The following is a 16,225-nucleotide window of genomic DNA, read 5'->3' on the forward strand; positions in this document are numbered from 1 at the left end:
GGTTCTGGGGGCTTGCCCCCCAGTTCGGACCCCTAGGCCACAACCACCGGCTCGCCCACAAATGTGCTCCACAACTCCGCGTACCGCCCCTCCAGAGCCAGCAGCTCCTCATGCGTACCGTCCTCGACCACCCTCCCGTGGTCCATCACCACCACCCGGTCCGCCCGGGCGGCGGTCGTCAGGCGGTGGGCCACCACCAGCGTGGTACGGCGGCCGGTGATGCGGTCGGTGGCCTGGGTGACCAGGGCCTCCGAGGCCAGGTCGAGGGCGGCCGTGGCTTCGTCGAGGAGGAGCACGTCGGGGTCGACCAGCTCCGCCCGGGCCAGCGCGATCAGCTGGCGCTGACCGGCCGAGAGGTTGCGGCCGCGTTCGGCGACCTCGTGGAGGTAGCCGCCGTCCAGCGTGGCGATCATGTCGTGCGCGCCGGCCGCCCGCGCCGCCGCCTCGACCTCGGCGTCCGTGGCCTCCGGGCGTCCGTAGGCGATCGCGTCCCGGACAGGTCCGGCGAAGAGGTACGCCTCCTGCGGGACCACACCGAGCCGGTGGCGGTACGCGGTCATGTCCATCGCACGCAGATCCGTGCCGTCCACGGTGACCCGGCCCGAGGTCGGGTCGTAGAACCGTGCCACCAGCTTGACCAGGGTGGACTTGCCGGCCCCGGTCTCCCCGACGAAGGCGACCGTCTGACCTGCCGGGATCTTCAGGTCGATGCCGGTGAGCGCCGCCTCGGCGGCCCCGGCCCCGTCGTGCTCCGGTGCTTCCGCTGATGCGGGTTCGGGTTCGGGTTCGGTGGATCCGTAGGCGAACGACACGTTCTCGAAGGCGATGTCGCCGCGGAGTGAGGTCACCGGCAGCGGATCGGCCGCCGCCACGGTCGAGGTGGGCTCCTGGAGGAGTTCCTGGATGCGCCGCAGCGAGACGGTGGCCTGCTGGTAACCGTCGAAGACCTGCGACAACTGCTGCACGGGGGCGAAGAACAGGTCGATGTAGAGCAGATAGGCGACCAGCGCACCGGTGGTGAGGGTGCCCGCCTCGATCCGGCCCGCACCCACGATCAGTACGGCGGCGGCGGCCACCGAGGACAGCAGCTGCACGAACGGGAAGTAGACCGAGATCAGCCACTGGCCCCGCACCCGGGCCCTGCGGTAATGGTCGCTGCGGTCGGCGAAGCGCTGCGCGCCGGTGCGCTCGCGCAGGAAGGCCTGCACGATCCGCAGCCCGGACACCGACTCCTGGAGGTCGGCGTTGACGACCGAGACCCGTTCGCGGGCCAGCTCGTAGGCCTTGACGCTCTTCTTGCGGAAGAAGTACGTACCGAAGATCAGGAAGGGCAGCGTGGCGAAGACGACCAGGGCCAGCTGCACGTCGATCACCAGCAGCACGACCAGGATGCCGAAGAAGGTGACGACCGAGACGAACGCGGTGACGAGACCGGTCTGCAGGAAGGTGGACAGGGCGTCCACGTCCGTCGTCATCCTGGTCATGATCCGGCCGGTCAGCTCACGCTCGTAGTAGTCGAGCCCGAGCCGCTGCAGCTGGGAGAAGATCTTGAGGCGCAGCGTGTAGAGGACCCGCTCGCCGGTGCGCCCGGTCAGCCGGGTCTCGCCGGTCTGCGCCAGCCACTGCACCACCACCGCCGCCAGCCCGAGTCCGGCCGCGGTCCACACCGCGCCGATGGCCAGCCGGTTGACACCCTGGTCGATGCCGTGCCGGATCAGGACCGGGAGCAGCAGCCCCATGCCGGCGTCGATGGCGACCAGCAGCAGGCTGACGAGCAGAACCGGGCCGAAGCCGCGGAGCAGCCGGCGCAGGCCGTAGGAGCTCTCGGCGGTCACGGCGTGTGCTTCGTCGACGTCCGGAGTGTCGGTGGCCGGCGGCAGTGCCTCGACCTGGGCGAGGATTTCCGGGGACGGTGGTCCGCCCTGCGCGGCCGGAGCGGACCGTACGGCGGACGGCAGGCCGCCGGGGGCGGTCTCCTCCGCCTCCTCCTGACGGACCCAGAGCGGCGGGGTGATGCCGCGCTCGGCGTCGAACTCGGCTTCCAGCTCGTCCCTTACGGAGGTGTCCTCCACCGCCTCGGCCACCGCCGGCGCGGCGTGGCCCGGCGACACGCCGCCCAGCTCGTCCGGGTCGGTCAGCAGCTGCCGGTAGAGGGCGGACCGCTGCTGCAGTTCCTCGTGGGTACCGATGTCCGCGAGGCGGCCTCCGTCGAGGACCGCGATGCGGTCGGCGAGGTTGAGGGTGGAGCGGCGGTGCGCGATCAGCAGCGTGGTGCGCCCGGCCATGACCCCGCGCAGCGCCTCGTGGATCTCGTGCTCGACCCGGGCGTCCACCGCGGAGGTGGCGTCGTCGAGCAGCAGCAGCCTGGGGTCGGTGAGGATGGCGCGGGCGAGCGCGATGCGCTGGCGCTGGCCGCCGGAAAGGGTGAGGCCGTGCTCGCCGACCGCGGTGTCGTAGCCGGCCGGCAGCTCGGCGATGAACCTGTCCGCCTGCGCGGCGCGGGCCGCGGCAAGGATCTGCTCCTCGGTGGCGTCGGGGAAGCCGTAGGCGATGTTGGCGCGGACGGTGTCGGAGAAGAGGAAGCTGTCCTCGGGTACCAGCCCGATGGCGGCCCGCAGCGATTTCAGCGTCAGCTCGCGCACGTCGTGGCCGCCGATCAGGACGGCGCCGCGGGAGACGTCGTAGAAACGCGGCAGCAGCAGCGAGACGGTGGACTTGCCGCTGCCCGACGAGCCGACGACGGCGACCGTCTCGCCCGGCGCGATGGACAGCGAGAAACCGTCGAGGACCGGGCGCGCCTCCTGGTAGCCGAAGGTGACGTCGTCGAACTCGACGGTGGCCTCGGCGTCCGCGGGCAGTTCCTTCGTACCGTCGGCGATGGACGGCTCGGTATCGATCAGCTCCAGTACCCGCTCGACGCCGGCCCGGGCCTGCTGGCCGACGGTGAGCACCACGGCCAGCATCCGGACCGGGCCGACGAGCTGCGCGAGATACGTGGAGAACGCGACGAACGTACCGAGGGTGATCTGGCCGCGGGTGGCGAGCCAGCCGCCGAGCGCCAGCATCGCCACCTGGCCGAGGGACGGCACCGCCTGGAGGGCGGGGGTGTAGCGGGCGTTCAGCTTGATGGTGCGCAGCCGCCCGGCGAAGAGCCTGCGGCTCGCCTCGCGCAGCTTCCCGGTCTCCTGGTCCTCCTGGCCGAAGCCCTTCACCACCCGGACGCCGGTGACCGCGCCGTCGACGACCCCGGCGACCGCCCCGGCCTGCGCCTGCGCGTACCAGGTGGCGGGGAAGAGCCGGACCCGGCTGCGTTTCGCGATGAACCAGAGCGCCGGAGCGACGGCCACGGCGATCAGGGTCAGCAGGGGGGACAGCCAGGCCATGATCCCGAGTGAGATCAGGAAGAGCAGCACATTGCCGATGGTCATGGGCAGCATGAAGAGCAGGCCCTGGATCAGCTGGAGGTCGCTGGTGGCGCGGCCGATGACCTGCCCGGTGGAGAGCTCGTCCTGGCGTCGGCCGTCCAGCTTCATGATCGAGCCGTACATCTCGGTACGGAGATCGTGCTGGACGTCGAGGGCGAGCCGCCCACCGTAGTAGCGGCGGACGAACGTCAGGGCGTAGACGACGAGCGCGGCGGCGACCAGTGCGCCGGTCCAGAGCGCCGGCGACCGGGTGTGGGCCCCGATGACATCGTCGATGATCACCTTGGTGACCAGCGGGACGAGCGCCATGACGGCCATCCCGCCCAGCGACGACCCGAGCGCGAGCATCACATTGCGCCGGTACCGCCAGGCGTACCCGGCGAGTCTCCGGCCCCACCCCTGCTCCGCCGGTGCCGCGGCGTCCTGCTGTGCGGCGTCCGCCACCTGGTGCCTCCCGTTGTCCGATACCACCGGAAGTCTCCAACGCGGCCACCAGGAGATTTCATCCCGCCACAGCGACTCAGGACCGGCGCGGGCCGAAGACCGGTCGGAGGTCCTAGGACTTCGGGACCGGGCAGCACGCTGTGGTGGTCGCCACGCTGTTGTGGTCGCCGGCACACAGTCGGGGGACAACCGACCCACCACTCGTACGGATGACCTCGCAAGCGGACCCGCTCGCCATATACATAGCTGGCTATACGTTCGCTCGCGCAGAGCGAGCTCGCCCGGCGTGCCGACATGACGCAGCCGCAGGTCTCCAGACTGGAGCTGGGCGGCACCGTGCCGACGCCGCCGTTGCCGGCGCGGCTCACGCGGGCGCTCGACGCGTCGCTCCAGCTGGAGCTGGTCGACGACACGTCCAGCGTCGCGTTCCGGGCACGCACCACGGCCGCCTGACGCCTCCGCTCGGAGGACCCGTTTCTCAGACGTGCGTCGGGGCGAACATCCGCAGGACCGCGGGCAGTACGACCACCGAAGGGCCGGGCGCCGCGAGGCACGTGGCCAGGTCGGCGGTGAGGGAATCCGGGGTGGTGCGGATCGCCGGAACGCCGAAGGACTCGGCCAGGGCGACGAAGTCCGGGCGGGCGAGTTCGGTGGCGGTGGCCTCGCCGAAGGTGTCGGTCATGTATGCGCGCAGGATGCCGTAGCCGCCGTCGTCCACGATGAGCCAGGTGACCGGCAGGTCGTACTGCCGGGCGGTGGCGAGTTCGGCGATCGAGTACATCGCGCCGCCGTCCCCCGACACGGCGAGCACCGGTTTCGTACGGTCGGCCACGGCGGCGCCCAGCGCGGCCGGGAAGCCGTAGCCGAGACCGCCCGCTCCCTGGGCGGAGTGCAGGGGGCCCGGCCAGGCGGACCACGCCCAGTAGGCGAGGATCGTCATGTCCCAGAAGCTGGGCGAGGTGGCGGGCAGTGCCTCATGGACCGACGCCAGCAGCTGCTGCTCCAGATCCAGGCCCTGGCCCGCGATCCGTTCCCGTACGCGGGCGAGAACCGTGCGCACGGACTCCGCGGCGGCCGGGTCGGTCCGCTCGGTGACCGTGTCGAGGAGGGCGGCGAGGGCGGCCCGGGCGTCGGCGTGGATGCCCAGCGCCGGGTGGTTGGACTCGAGTTTGCCGAGGTCCGCGTCGATCTGGATGACCCGGCCGCGCGGCTCGAACGTGTGGTAGTTGGAGGAGAGTTCGCCGAGTCCGGAACCCACGACCAGCAGGACGTCCGCCGATTCGAGGAAGTCCGTGGTGTGCCGGTCCTCCATCCACGACTGGAGTGAGAGCGGGTGCTCCCACGGGAAGGCGCCCTTGCCGCCGAAGGTACAGACGACCGGGGCGTCGAGCTTCTCGGCGAGGGCGAGCAGTTTTCCTGCCGCGTCGGCCCGTACGACACCGCCGCCGGCGATGATCACCGGGCGCTCGGCGTGTGAGAGGTGGTGCGCGGCCACCGCGGTCAGCTCGGGGCGGGGTTCCAGGTCGCGCGGGGTCGCGTCCAGGGCAGTGACGACGGGGAGCTGCGTCTCGGCGAGGAGCACGTCCTGCGGGATCTCCACCCAGACGGGGCCGTGCGGGGCGGTCAGCGCGGACTCCCAGGCGGCGGCGATCGCGGAGGGGATCTGCGAGGCGGTGCGCACCGGGTGCACCGACTTCACGATGTCGCGGAACGACGCCTGCTGGTCGCGGAGTTCGTGCAGGTAGCCGTGGCGGCCGCCGCCGAGACCGGCCGCCGGGACCTGGCTGGAGACGGCGAGCACCGGGGCGCTGGCCGCTGCCGCCTCCTGGAGCGCGGCGAGCGAGGTCAGCGCGCCGGGCCCGGTGGAGAGCAGCAGCGGGGCCACCTCGCCGGTGATCCGGCCGTAGGCGTCGGCGGCGAAGCCCGCGTTGTTCTCCACCCGCAGGCCGATGTACGCGAGCGCGGAGCGGCGCAGCGCGTCGAACATGCCGAGCGCGTGCTGCCCCGGGAGGCCGAACACGGTGGTCGCGCCGAGGCCCTGGAGGGTTTCGACGACGAGGTCGCCGCCGTTGCGGCCGGCCGGAGGGTGCAGGGCGGCCGTGGTCTGCTCGGGGGTGAGCTGCGGCCGCTCGTCGTGGTCGTGATTCACTTCGCCCGGCCTTCGGCGCTGCGCCCATCGCCCTGCCTGCCGGCCGCACTGTGCCCATGACCCTGCCTGCCGGCAGCACTGTGCTCATGACCCTGCCTGCCGGCAGCGATTTGCCGCGACATGATCGTGGTGAGTTCGTACGCCGTGTGGGAGGCGGCGACCGAGGTGATCTCGGCGTGGTCGTACGCGGGGGCGACCTCCACCAGGTCGGCGGAGACCAGGTGGCAGGAGGCCAGGCCCCGGACGATCTCCAGGAGTTCGCGGGAGGTCAGTCCGCCCGCTTCCGGAGTGCCGGTGCCCGGCGCGTGGGCGGGGTCGAGCACGTCGATGTCGATGGAGATGTAGAGCGGGCGGTCGCCGATGCGCTGGCGCAGCTGGTCGGTCACCTCGTCCACACCGCGCCGCATCACATCGGCGGACGTCACGATGCCGAAGCCCATCTTGGCGTCGTCGTCCAGGTCCCGCTTGCCGTAGAGCGGTCCGCGGGTGCCGACGTGGGAGAGCGCGGCGGTGTCGAGGATGCCCTCCTCGACGGCCCGGCGGAAGGGGGTGCCGTGGGTGTAGGCGGCGCCGAAATAGGTGTCCCAGGTGTCCAGGTGGGCGTCGAAGTGCAGCAGCGCGACCGGGCCGTGCTTCTTCGCCACCGAGCGCAGCAGCGGCAGCGCGATGGTGTGGTCGCCGCCGAGGGTCATCATCCGGGCGCCGGTCCCGAGCAGGGCGTCGGCCGCGGCCTCGATCGTCTCGACGGCCTCCTCGATGTGGAACGGGTTGGCCGCGATGTCCCCCGCGTCGGCGACCTGGGCCAGCGCGAACGGCGACGCGTCCTGCGCCGGGTTGTACGGGCGCAGCAGCCTGGAGGCCTCCCGGATCGCGTTGCCGCCGAAGCGGGCGCCGGGCCGGTAGGAGACGCCGCTGTCGAAGGGCACACCGACGACGGCGACGTCGGCACGGCCGCCGACCTCGTCGAGCCTGGGCAGCCGGGCGAACGTGGCCGGACCTGCGTACCGCGGGATGCGGGACGAGTCGACGGGGCCGCGCGGCTGTTCGGTGCTGGTCATGGGAGTGCCCTTCTTTTCATGCTTTTGGCGTTTTGTCACTCTAGCTGTGCGTGGAAATGGTCCGCGGCCCGGGTTCCGCGTCCGTCCCGTCGCCGCCGGGGCTGCCGTCGTTTGCGGGGCTACCAGCCAGGCGTTCGCGCCAGGCGGCCAGTACGGCCGGATCGGTCGGCTTGGTGGCCGCCGAGACGACGACGTACGAGAGCAGCGAGGCGGCCAGACCGTAGTAGATCGGCTCGTTGGCGAGGGCGCCGTACGTCACCATCAGGCCCAGTACGACGAGCCCGCCGGCACCCACCGCCGCCAGCGCACCGTGCACGGTGCCGCGCTTCCACAGCAGACCGCCCAGGATCGGCACCAGCAGGCCTCCGACCAGCAGGTTGTAGGCGACGGTGAGCGCCTCGACGACGTTGTTCAACGCGATCGAGATACAGATCACGAGTACGCCCATGGCCAGGATGAAGGCACGGTTGCCGCGCACCTCGTCGTGGTCGGGAGCCCTGCTGCCGGTCAGCCCGCGCAACCGCGACCAGATGTCGTTGTTGGCGACGGTGGCGCAGGCGATCAGCGCTCCGGAGGACGTCGACATCACCGCGGCCAGCGCGGCGGCGAGCACCAGGCCCCTTACCCCGATGGGCAGTTCGTCCTTGACGATGGTGGCGAACGCGGCGTCGGCGCTCGGCAGCTTCGGGTACATCACCTTGGCCGCCGTACCGATGACGGCGCCGGCGACGGCGTACAGCAGGCAGTAGGTACCGGCCACCGTGCCGCCGATCCTGGCCACCTTGTCGCTGCGCGCGGTGAACACCCGCTGCCAGATGTCCTGGCCGATCAGCATCCCGAAGGTGTAGATGAGGACGTACGTGAAGATGGTCTCGCCGCCGATGCCCAGCGGGTCGAAGTAGCTGGTGGGCAGCTTGGCCTTCATCTCGGCGAATCCGCCGGCCCTGACCACCGCGATCGGCAGCAGCAGCAGAAGCACGCCGACCGTCTTGACGACGAACTGCACCATGTCCGTGAGGGTGATCGACCACATGCCGCCGAGCGTCGAGTACGCCACGACGATCGCACCGCCGAGGATGATCGCCACGGTCCGGTTCATGTCGAAGAGGACGTCGAAGATGGTCGCGTAGGCGATGGTCGACGTCACCGCGAGCATCAGGGTGTACGCCCACATCACCACGCCGGAGATGACACCGGCCCGCCCGCCGTACCGCAGGTCGAGCATCTCGGAGACGGTGTAGACCTTGAGCCGGGCGATCCGCGCGGAGAAGAAGACACTGAGCGCCAGCAGCCCGAGGCCGATGGTGAGGACCATCCAGGCGCCGGAGAGTCCGTACTGGTAGCCGAGGCCGACGCCGCCGATGGTGGAGGCACCGCCGAGGACGATCGCGGCCATGGTGCCCGAGTACATCGCGGGTCCGAGCCTGCGGCCCGCCACCAGGAAATCGGCCTTCGACTTGGCGCGGCGCATGCCCCACCAGCCCATGGCGAGCATGCCCGCCAGATAGACGACGATCACCGCGTAGTCGACTGCCATGAGCCCTCCCTCTCCTCCACCACCGGACCGTCTGCTCCACCTGCTTCGTCGGTTGACATTAGGTGGCCGGAAAGAGGGGTTGAAGTGTACGTTCCATCCATCGGACCCCAGATCAATGGATGGAACGTCCATGCCGGACCCTGCCGCTCCCCCGACCTCTCCCGTACCGCTGGCCGCGCTGCTGGGCCGCAGGGATCTGGGGCTGCGCCATCTCGCGGGTCCGGCCGCCGACGACTCCGCGGTGCACTGGGTGCACACCAGCGAGATGGCCGACCCGTATCCGTATCTGCTCGGCGGCGAACTGCTGCTGACCGCGGGCGTGCAGCTCAGCGACCCGGACCGTTATGTGGCACGGATCGTGGCGGCCGGCGGTGCGGCGCTCGGCTTCGGGGTCACACCGGTGTACGACACGGTGCCCGCTGCGCTGGCCGAGGCCTGCGACCGGCACGGTCTGCCGCTGGTGGAGGTCCCGCCGGGGACTCCGTTCACCGCGGTGGCGCGCGCGGTGTGGGGGCTGATGGCCGAGGCACGCCACCATGAGCTGCGCAGGGTGTCGGGGGCCCAGCAGGCGCTGGCCGCCGCCGCGGCCCGTCCCGACCCAGTGCCCTCGGTGCTGCACCGGCTGGCCACCCGGCTGGACGGCCGGGCGGTGCTGTTCGGGCCGGACGGCGCGGCCCGGTGGGCGGCCGGCCGCGAGCACGGCCCGGAGGTCCGGGACGCGCTGGCGGCGCTCGCCCCCGTGGTACGGCCCGCGACCGGCCGGTCCGCCCCGGCGTCGGCCACCGACACCGCGGGCTCGGTCCATCTGGCCGCGTACGCCATCGCCGGGAGCGAGGGGCTGGTGCTCGGGGTCGCCACCGCGCACCGCGAACCCGGCGACCACACCATCGCCGGGGTCGCCGTCGTACTGCTCTCGCTGCTGACCGCGCCACGGCAGGGCGCCGACGAGTCCGCGCGGTCGTCGGCGCTCGTCCGGTTGCTGCTCGGCGCCGAACCGGCCGATGTCGCCCCCCTGCTCGGGGACGGCCCGTGGACCGTGGTGCACGCCCACGGCGAAGGAACTCCGCCGCCGCTGGACAGCCCGCTGGTGGACGGCCGGGCGGACGCCGTACGAGTGCTGCTCCCCGCCGACCGCACGGTGCGCCCGTACCCGGGCTGGACCCTCGGCGTGAGCGCCCCCGCCGCGCCCGGCGACCTGGCGGCCGCCGACGTCCAGGCCGGCCGCGCTCTGCGCCGGGCGCAGGCGAGCCGCGCCCCGCTGGTCCGGCACGGCGGCACCGGGATCGCGGCGCTCCTCGACCCGGACGAAGCCGCCGCCCACGCCCGGGCCCTGCTCGCCCCGATCGGCGAGCCACTGCGCGAGACCCTGCGCAGCTGGCTGGCGCTGCACGGCAGCTGGGACCGTACGGCGGTGGCGCTGGGCGTGCACCGCAACACCGTCCGCCAGCGGATCGCCCGCTGCGCGACGCTGCTCGACGCCGACCTGGACGACATGGACGTGCGTACGGAGCTGTGGCTCGCCCTGCGCGGTCGCTGAGGCCCGGCCGGGCGGACCGGCCGCTACGCACCGCCGGAGCGGATGCTGTCGCGCAGCACCTCCGCCAGATGGACCGGCCGTCGGGGCGACAGCTGGGAGATCTGCGTGCGGCAGCTGAAACCGTCGGCCAGCACGATGGTTTCCTCGGACGCCTCGCGCAGCGCCGGGAGCAGTACGTTCTCCCCGACCTGGACCGAGACGTCGTAGTGCCCGCGCTCGAAGCCGAAGTTGCCGGCCAGGCCGCAGCAGCCGGAGTCAAGCCGGTCGTTGTCGATCCCGGCCCTGGCCATCACCCGGTCGTCGGCGGCGCTGCCGAGCGTGGCGTGCTGGTGGCAGTGCGTCTGGGTCATCGCCTTGCCCTCCAGTCGGCCGAGGTCGACGTCCGGGGCGTGCCGGTCCAGCAGTTCGGCGAGCGTCAGGGTGGACCGGGCGGCGCGGGCCGCCCGGAGGTCCCCGGCGAGCAGTTCTTCCGCGTCGGAGCGGAACAGCGAGGTGCAGCTGGGTTCCAGGCCGACCATGGGGATGCCCTGCGCGAGGTACGGATCGACGGCATCGAGGGTCCGGTTCAGTACCCGTCGGGCGGTGGTGAGCTGGCCGGTGGTCAGCCAGGTCAGGCCGCAGCACAGCCGGTCCTTCGGCAGCAGCACCTCGAAGCCCGCGTGTTCCAGTACCTCCACGGCGGCCCGGCCCACCTCGGGGGTGAAATACTCGGTGAAGGTGTCCGCCCACAGCAGTACCTGCCGACCGGTGGCCGGTGAGGTCCGCGCGGTGCGTCGCGCGGTTTCCCGGGCCGCGCTGTGCTGCTCGAACCAGCGGCGGAAGCGCTGCGGGGCGAACTGCGGGATCGGACGCTCGGGGGCGATGCCACCGGCCGCCTTGAGCGCGGCGGAGGAGGCCCGGCCGCGGGTGACGGCGTTGACCAGCCGGGGCGCCCGGCCCGCCAGCGCCGACCAGAGCGGCAGCCAGCCCAGTGAGTAGTGGGAGGCGGGGCGCAGCCGCCCCTGGTAGTGGTGCCGCAGGAACTCGGCCTTGTAGGTGGCCATGTCGACGCCGGTCGGGCAGTCGCTCTTGCAGCCCTTGCAGGACAGGCAGAGGTCGAGCACCTCGCGGACCTCGTCGGACCGCCAGCCGTCGGTGATGACCTCGCCCTGCACCATCTCGTACAGCACCCGGGCGCGGCCCCGGGTGGAGTCCTTCTCGTCGCCGGTCACCCGGAAGCTGGGGCACATCACCCCGCCGGAGCCGGTGCGGCACTTGGCGATGCCGACGCAGCGGCGCAGCGCGCGGCTGAGGTCTCCGTCGTCCTGTCCGAGCGCCAGGGTGGTGACCATGGGCAGCGCCGGGCGGTGGCCCGGCTTGATCCGCAGCCGTTCGTCGGCGGGCCTGGGGTGGATGAGGATGCCCGGGTTCAGGCGGTTGCCCGGATCCCAGATCTCCTTGAACGCGGCGAACGCCGCCATCGCGTCGGGGCTGTGCACGAGCGGCAGGAACTCGGCGCGCGCCTGGCCGTCGCCGTGCTCACCGGACAGTGTCCCGCCGTGCCGGCCGACCAGTTCGGCCGCTTCCCGCATGAAGGTGCGGAAGATCTGCACGCCCTGGTCGGTGCCGTAGTCGAAGTCGATGCGGATGTGCACGCATCCCTCGCCGAAATGCCCGTAGGGCGTGCCGTGCAGCTCGTGGCGGGCCATCAGTTTCTCGAAGTCGCGCAGGTAGCCGCCGAGGTTTTCGACCGGGACCGCCGAGTCCTCCCAGCCGGGCCAAGCCTCGGACCCGTCGGGGGCCCGGGTGGCCAGTCCGGAGCTCTCCTCCCGGATCCGCCACAGCGCGCCCTGTTCGGCCGGGTCCTGCACCAGTCGCATGCCGACCGCCCCGGTGTCCCGCTGCAGGGCGAGCGCCCGCTCCTGCTCGGCGGCCGCGTCGGCGTCGGTGGCCGGGGTGTCGGAGCCGAATTCGCACAGCAGCCAGCCGCGGCCGTCGGGCAGCAGCCGCTCGGGCTGCGCGTCGGGGACATTGCGGCGCAGGGCGGCGACCTGGTCGGCGCCGAGGCCCTCGCAGGCGATCGGCCCGTGCCGCAGCACGGCCGGCGCCGCGTCGCCCGCCGACGGCAGGTCGTCGAAACCGAGGGCCACCAGGGTGCGGCGGACCGGCAGCGACACCAGGCGGACGGTGGCGGCGAGCACCACCACACAGGTGCCCTCGGTGCCGACGAGAGCCGCGGCCACGTCGAAGCCCCGCTCGGGGAGCAGGTGTTCCAGACCGTATCCGGAGACCTGGCGCCGGAAGCGGCCCAACTCGGTACGGAACAGGGCGAGGTTGGCGTCCCGCAGATCGCGCAGCCCGGCATGGATCTCGCCGCGGCGGCCACCGGCGTCGATGACCTGCCGCAGCTGCTCCGGGTCGAGGGAGCGCACCTGCATGCGGGTGCCGTCGTAGGTGAGTACGTCGAGTTCGACGATGTTGTCCGCGGTGCGGCCCCAGGCCACCGAATGGGTACCGCAGGCGTTGTTGCCGATCATGCCGCCGATGGTGCAGCGCGCGTGTGTGGAGGGGTCGGGGCCGAACCTCAGTCCGTGCGGGCGGCAGGCGGCCTGCAGGTCGTCCAGGATCACCCCGGGCTGCACCCGGGCGGTGCGCGCCTCCGGGTCGATGTCCAGGATCCGGGTGAGGCTGCGGGAGGTGTCGATGACCACGCCGTCCCCCACCGCCTGACCGGCGATGCTGGTGCCGGCGCCGCGCAGGGTGACCGCCACTCCGAGTTCCCGGCAGGCGGTGATCGCCGCGGCCAGCTCGTCCGTGTCGGCGGGCAGCACCACCGCGGCGGGCACCTGCCGGTAGTTGGACGCGTCCTGCGCGTACTCGGCGCGGCGCCGTCGCCCGAAGTCCACCGAGCCCGCGGGGACCGCGGCGTGCAGGGCCTGCTCCAGCCCCCGCAGGGCCCGGGGATCGGGTGCGTCGGTGTGGCCGGGGATCAGTCCGGCGCGCGGTGACTGGTGGAGAGCCATGGCTGCTACGTCACTTCCTTGTGCGGCTGCGCGCTACGTGGTGCGGTGGGGCGTGTTCGGGTTGCGCGGTGCGGTGGAGCGGGCCCCGGCGGGCCGGGCCCACAACTCCGGGTCAGCCCAGGACCTCGCGCACCGCTTCGGTCCACCGGCTCAGCCCGTCGTTCACCTGCGCCTCGGTCACCACCAGCGCCGGGATCATCCGTACCACCTGGCCACGGGTGCCGCAGGTGAGGAGCAGCAGGTCGCGCCGGGTCGCCGCCGCGTGCACCAGGGCGGCGGTCGCACCGTCCGGCTCGCCGTCCGCCGTGACGAACTCGGTGCCGGCCATCAGGCCGAGGCCCCGCACGTCACCGATGCCGTTCCTGCCGTCGGCCGGGTACTGCTCCGCCACCGCACGCAGGCCGGTCAGCAGCTGGGCGCCCCGCTCGGCCGAGTTCTCCACCAGCTTCTCGTCCTGGATGACGTCGAGCGTGGCGATCGCGGCGGCGCACGCCACGGCGTTCCCGCCGTAGGTGCCGCCCTGCGAGCCCGGCCACGCCTTCTCCATGATCGCCCTGGGTGCGGCGATGGCCGACAGCGGGAAGCCGCTGGCCAGTCCCTTGGCGGTGACCACGATGTCGGGGCGGCCCGCGAAGTGATCATGGCCCCAGAAGCGGCCGGTCCGGCCGAAGCCGGTCTGCACCTCGTCCAGGATCAGCAGGATGCCGTGGCGGTCGGCGCGCTCGCGCAGCCCGCTCAGGAACTCGGCGTTGGCCGCCACATAGCCGCCCTCGCCCAGCACCGGCTCCACGATGAACGCGGCCGTGTCCGCGGGCGCGGTGACAGTGGCGAGCAGCTGGTCGAGCTCGCGCAGGGCGAACCGGGTGGCCGTCTGCTGATCCCAGCCGTAGTAGAAGGGGTTGGGGAAGGGCGCGATCGCCACCCCCGGCATCAGCGGTCCGTAACCGGAGCGGAACTTGCTGGCGGACGTGGTCAGCGAGGCGGCGCCGACCGTGCGGCCGTGGAACGACCCCTGGAAGACCACGATGTTCGGCCGCCCGGTGGCCTGCTTCGCCAGCCGCATCGCGGCCTCCACCGCCTCGCTGCCGGAGTTGGCGAAGAACAGCGAGTCCAGGCCCTGCGGCAGCACCTCGGCCAGCCGCTCGGTCAGGGTGAGCAGCGGCTGGTGCATCACGGTCGTGTACTGGCCGTGGATCAGGGTGGCCACCTGCCGCTGGGCGGCTTCGACCACCCGCGGGTGGCAGTGGCCGGTGCTGGTGACCCCGATGCCGGCCGTGAAGTCGAGATGGGCGCGCCCGTCCTCGTCGTAGAGGTAGACCCCTTCGCCGCGTACGGCGAGGACCGGGGTGGCCTGCTTGAGCACGGGGGAAAGCTCGGTCATGGTCGGCTCCTCATGGTCGGCTCTGTGGGCTTACCGAAAAGCTCTATCGTAGGATTGTCAACAACTTACTCACATGCAAGCATGTATTCGTGTTGCTGTCTACGAGCTGGGGATCGCCGTGAATACAGATACGGATCGCGAACGAACCGTGGTGCAGAACGTCCCCACCGGGCTGTTCACCGGCGGGAAGTGGCGTCCTGCGGCCTCGGGCGCCGTCTTCGACGTGGAGGACCCTTCGGCGGCACGCTCGCTGTGCACGGTGGCCGACGCCGGCGCCGACGACGCACTGGACGCACTGCGGGCCGCCGCCGACGCGCAGCAGGCGTGGGCCGCCCACCCGCCGCGGGAACGCGGGGAGATCCTGCGCCGGGCGTACGAGCTCATCCACGCCCGCATCGACGACCTCGCCCTGCTGATGACGCTGGAAATGGGCAAGCCGCTGGCCGAGGCGCGCGGTGAGGTGGCCTACGCCGCGGAGTTCTTCCGCTGGTTCGCCGAGGAAGCGGTGCGGATCGACGGCGGTTACGCGGTCTCCGCAGACGGCAAGGACCGGCTGGTAGTCATGCGCCGGCCGGTCGGCCCCGCACTGCTCGTCACCCCGTGGAACTTCCCGCTGGCGATGGGCACCCGCAAGATCGGCCCGGCGGTGGCTGCCGGGTGCACCATGGTCATCAAGCCCGCCGAGCAGACCCCGCTCTCGATGCTGATGCTGGCGCAGATCATGTCCGAGGCCGGGCTGCCCGACGGCGTGCTGAACGTGATCACCACCAGCCGGCCGGGAGAGGTGGTCGAGCCGCTGCTGCGCGACGGCCGGATCCGCAAGCTCTCCTTCACCGGCTCCACGCAGGTCGGCAAGCTGCTGATCGAGCAGAGCGCCCAGCAGGTGCTCAAGGTCTCCCTGGAGCTGGGCGGCAACGCACCGTTCATCGTGTGCGAGGACGCCGACCTGGACCTGGCGGTCGAGGGCGCCATGCAGGCCAAGATGCGCAACATGGGCGAGGCCTGCACGGCGGCCAACCGGCTGTACGTCCACGAGAGCGTGGCCGGCGAGTTCGCCCGCAGGCTGGCCGAGCGGATGGGGTCGCTGGTGGTCGGCCGGGGCACCGAGCCCGGCGTGGACGTCGGTCCGCTCATCGACGAGGCCGGCCGCACCAAGGTCCGTGAACTCGTCGGCGAGGCCGTCGCCGGCGGCGCCAAGGCGCTGGTCGGCGGGGAGCCGGTGCCCGGTGACGGGTACTTCTACGCCCCGACCGTTCTCGTCGACGTCCCGGCGGACGCCCGCATGATGCACGAGGAGATCTTCGGACCGGTGGCGCCGATCATCGAGTTCTCCGACGAGGACGAAGCGGTCGCCGCCGCCAACGCCACCGAGTACGGGCTCGTTTCGTACCTGTTCACCGAGAACCTGCGGCGCGCCTTCCGGCTCTCGGAGCGGCTGGACACCGGGATGGTCGGGCTCAACAAGGGCGTGGTCTCCAACCCGGCGGCGCCGTTCGGCGGAGTGAAGCAGTCCGGGCTCGGCCGGGAGGGCGGGCGCGTCGGCATCGACGAATTCCTGGAGACCCGCTACCTGGCGATGCCGCTGTCTTGATCTCCTGGTCCGCCGGCCGCCGGAACGGCCGCCAACGAAACCCCCAGCCACCGAGCCGGCCCGAACCCGGGCGGACGACGACCGCCGCACACGTTTGGAGA

8 protein-coding genes and 1 pseudogene are annotated in these 16,225 nt (G+C 72.1%); 3 read left to right on the forward strand and 6 right to left on the reverse strand.

What is annotated here, in order from left to right; genetic code table 11:
• Nucleotides 1–32: 32 nt before the first annotated feature.
• The gene (locus AB0M87_RS05860) at nucleotides 33–3,869 is read right to left on the reverse strand and encodes an ABC transporter ATP-binding protein (protein ID WP_365850440.1); all 3,837 of its coding nucleotides are present in this window, start codon (nucleotides 3,867–3,869) and stop codon (nucleotides 33–35) included.
• A 261-nt stretch (nucleotides 3,870–4,130) separates the two neighbouring features.
• On the opposite strand from AB0M87_RS05860, the pseudogene AB0M87_RS05865 reads away from it, so the two are divergent.
• Nucleotides 4,131–4,322, forward strand: a pseudogene (locus AB0M87_RS05865) (helix-turn-helix transcriptional regulator); the annotation flags it as partial.
• Between the two features lie 25 nt (nucleotides 4,323–4,347).
• Here AB0M87_RS05865 and AB0M87_RS05870 read toward each other — a convergent pair.
• From AB0M87_RS05870 to AB0M87_RS05880, 3 genes are read right to left on the reverse strand one after another with little or no spacing between them, the layout of a single operon-like run.
• Nucleotides 4,348–6,018 (reverse strand): thiamine pyrophosphate-binding protein, encoded by a 1,671-nt coding sequence (locus AB0M87_RS05870; RefSeq protein ID WP_365850441.1) that lies wholly within the window; start codon nucleotides 6,016–6,018, stop codon nucleotides 4,348–4,350.
• A complete protein-coding gene (speB, locus tag AB0M87_RS05875) occupies nucleotides 6,015–7,076 on the reverse strand; it encodes an agmatinase (protein WP_365850442.1) in 1,062 nt (353 codons plus the stop codon). The genes AB0M87_RS05870 and speB overlap by 4 nt, the downstream gene beginning before the upstream one ends.
• A gap of 40 nt (nucleotides 7,077–7,116) precedes the next feature.
• Nucleotides 7,117–8,613 (reverse strand): sodium:solute symporter, encoded by a 1,497-nt coding sequence (locus tag AB0M87_RS05880; protein WP_365850445.1) that lies wholly within the window; start codon nucleotides 8,611–8,613, stop codon nucleotides 7,117–7,119.
• 130 nt (nucleotides 8,614–8,743) lie between these two features.
• On the opposite strand from AB0M87_RS05880, the gene AB0M87_RS05885 reads away from it, so the two are divergent.
• Nucleotides 8,744–10,150 (forward strand): PucR family transcriptional regulator, encoded by a 1,407-nt coding sequence (locus AB0M87_RS05885; RefSeq protein WP_365850446.1) that lies wholly within the window; start codon nucleotides 8,744–8,746, stop codon nucleotides 10,148–10,150.
• Between the two features lie 23 nt (nucleotides 10,151–10,173).
• Here the strand turns inward: AB0M87_RS05885 and AB0M87_RS05890 are convergent, their stop codons facing one another.
• Both AB0M87_RS05890 and AB0M87_RS05895 read right to left on the reverse strand, forming a co-directional pair.
• Nucleotides 10,174–13,152: an FAD-linked oxidase C-terminal domain-containing protein gene (locus tag AB0M87_RS05890; protein WP_365850448.1), complete on the reverse strand. Its 2,979-nt coding sequence runs from the start codon at nucleotides 13,150–13,152 to the stop codon at nucleotides 10,174–10,176.
• Between the two features lie 112 nt (nucleotides 13,153–13,264).
• Nucleotides 13,265–14,533 (reverse strand): aminotransferase class III-fold pyridoxal phosphate-dependent enzyme, encoded by a 1,269-nt coding sequence (locus AB0M87_RS05895; protein WP_365850449.1) that lies wholly within the window; start codon nucleotides 14,531–14,533, stop codon nucleotides 13,265–13,267.
• Between the two features lie 151 nt (nucleotides 14,534–14,684).
• Between AB0M87_RS05895 and AB0M87_RS05900 the strand changes: the two genes are divergently transcribed.
• The gene (locus tag AB0M87_RS05900) at nucleotides 14,685–16,124 is read left to right on the forward strand and encodes an NAD-dependent succinate-semialdehyde dehydrogenase (RefSeq protein ID WP_365850961.1); all 1,440 of its coding nucleotides are present in this window, start codon (nucleotides 14,685–14,687) and stop codon (nucleotides 16,122–16,124) included.
• The last annotated feature ends 101 nt before the right edge of the window (nucleotides 16,125–16,225 follow it).

This window comes from Streptomyces sp. NPDC051320 (genome assembly GCF_040682175.1).
In the GTDB taxonomy this organism is placed as follows: domain Bacteria; phylum Actinomycetota; class Actinomycetes; order Streptomycetales; family Streptomycetaceae; genus Streptomyces.

Excerpts from the sequence above, each read along its gene's own strand:
- speB (WP_365850442.1), bottom strand. The coding sequence starts at position 7,076 with ATGACCAGCACCGAACAGCCGCGCGGCCCCGTCGACTCGTCCCGCATC.
- AB0M87_RS05880 (WP_365850445.1), bottom strand. The coding sequence starts at position 8,613 with ATGGCAGTCGACTACGCGGTGATCGTCGTCTATCTGGCGGGCATGCTC.
- AB0M87_RS05885 (WP_365850446.1), top strand. The coding sequence starts at position 8,744 with ATGCCGGACCCTGCCGCTCCCCCGACCTCTCCCGTACCGCTGGCCGCG.
- AB0M87_RS05890 (WP_365850448.1), bottom strand. The coding sequence starts at position 13,152 with ATGGCTCTCCACCAGTCACCGCGCGCCGGACTGATCCCCGGCCACACC.
- AB0M87_RS05895 (WP_365850449.1), bottom strand. The coding sequence starts at position 14,533 with ATGACCGAGCTTTCCCCCGTGCTCAAGCAGGCCACCCCGGTCCTCGCC.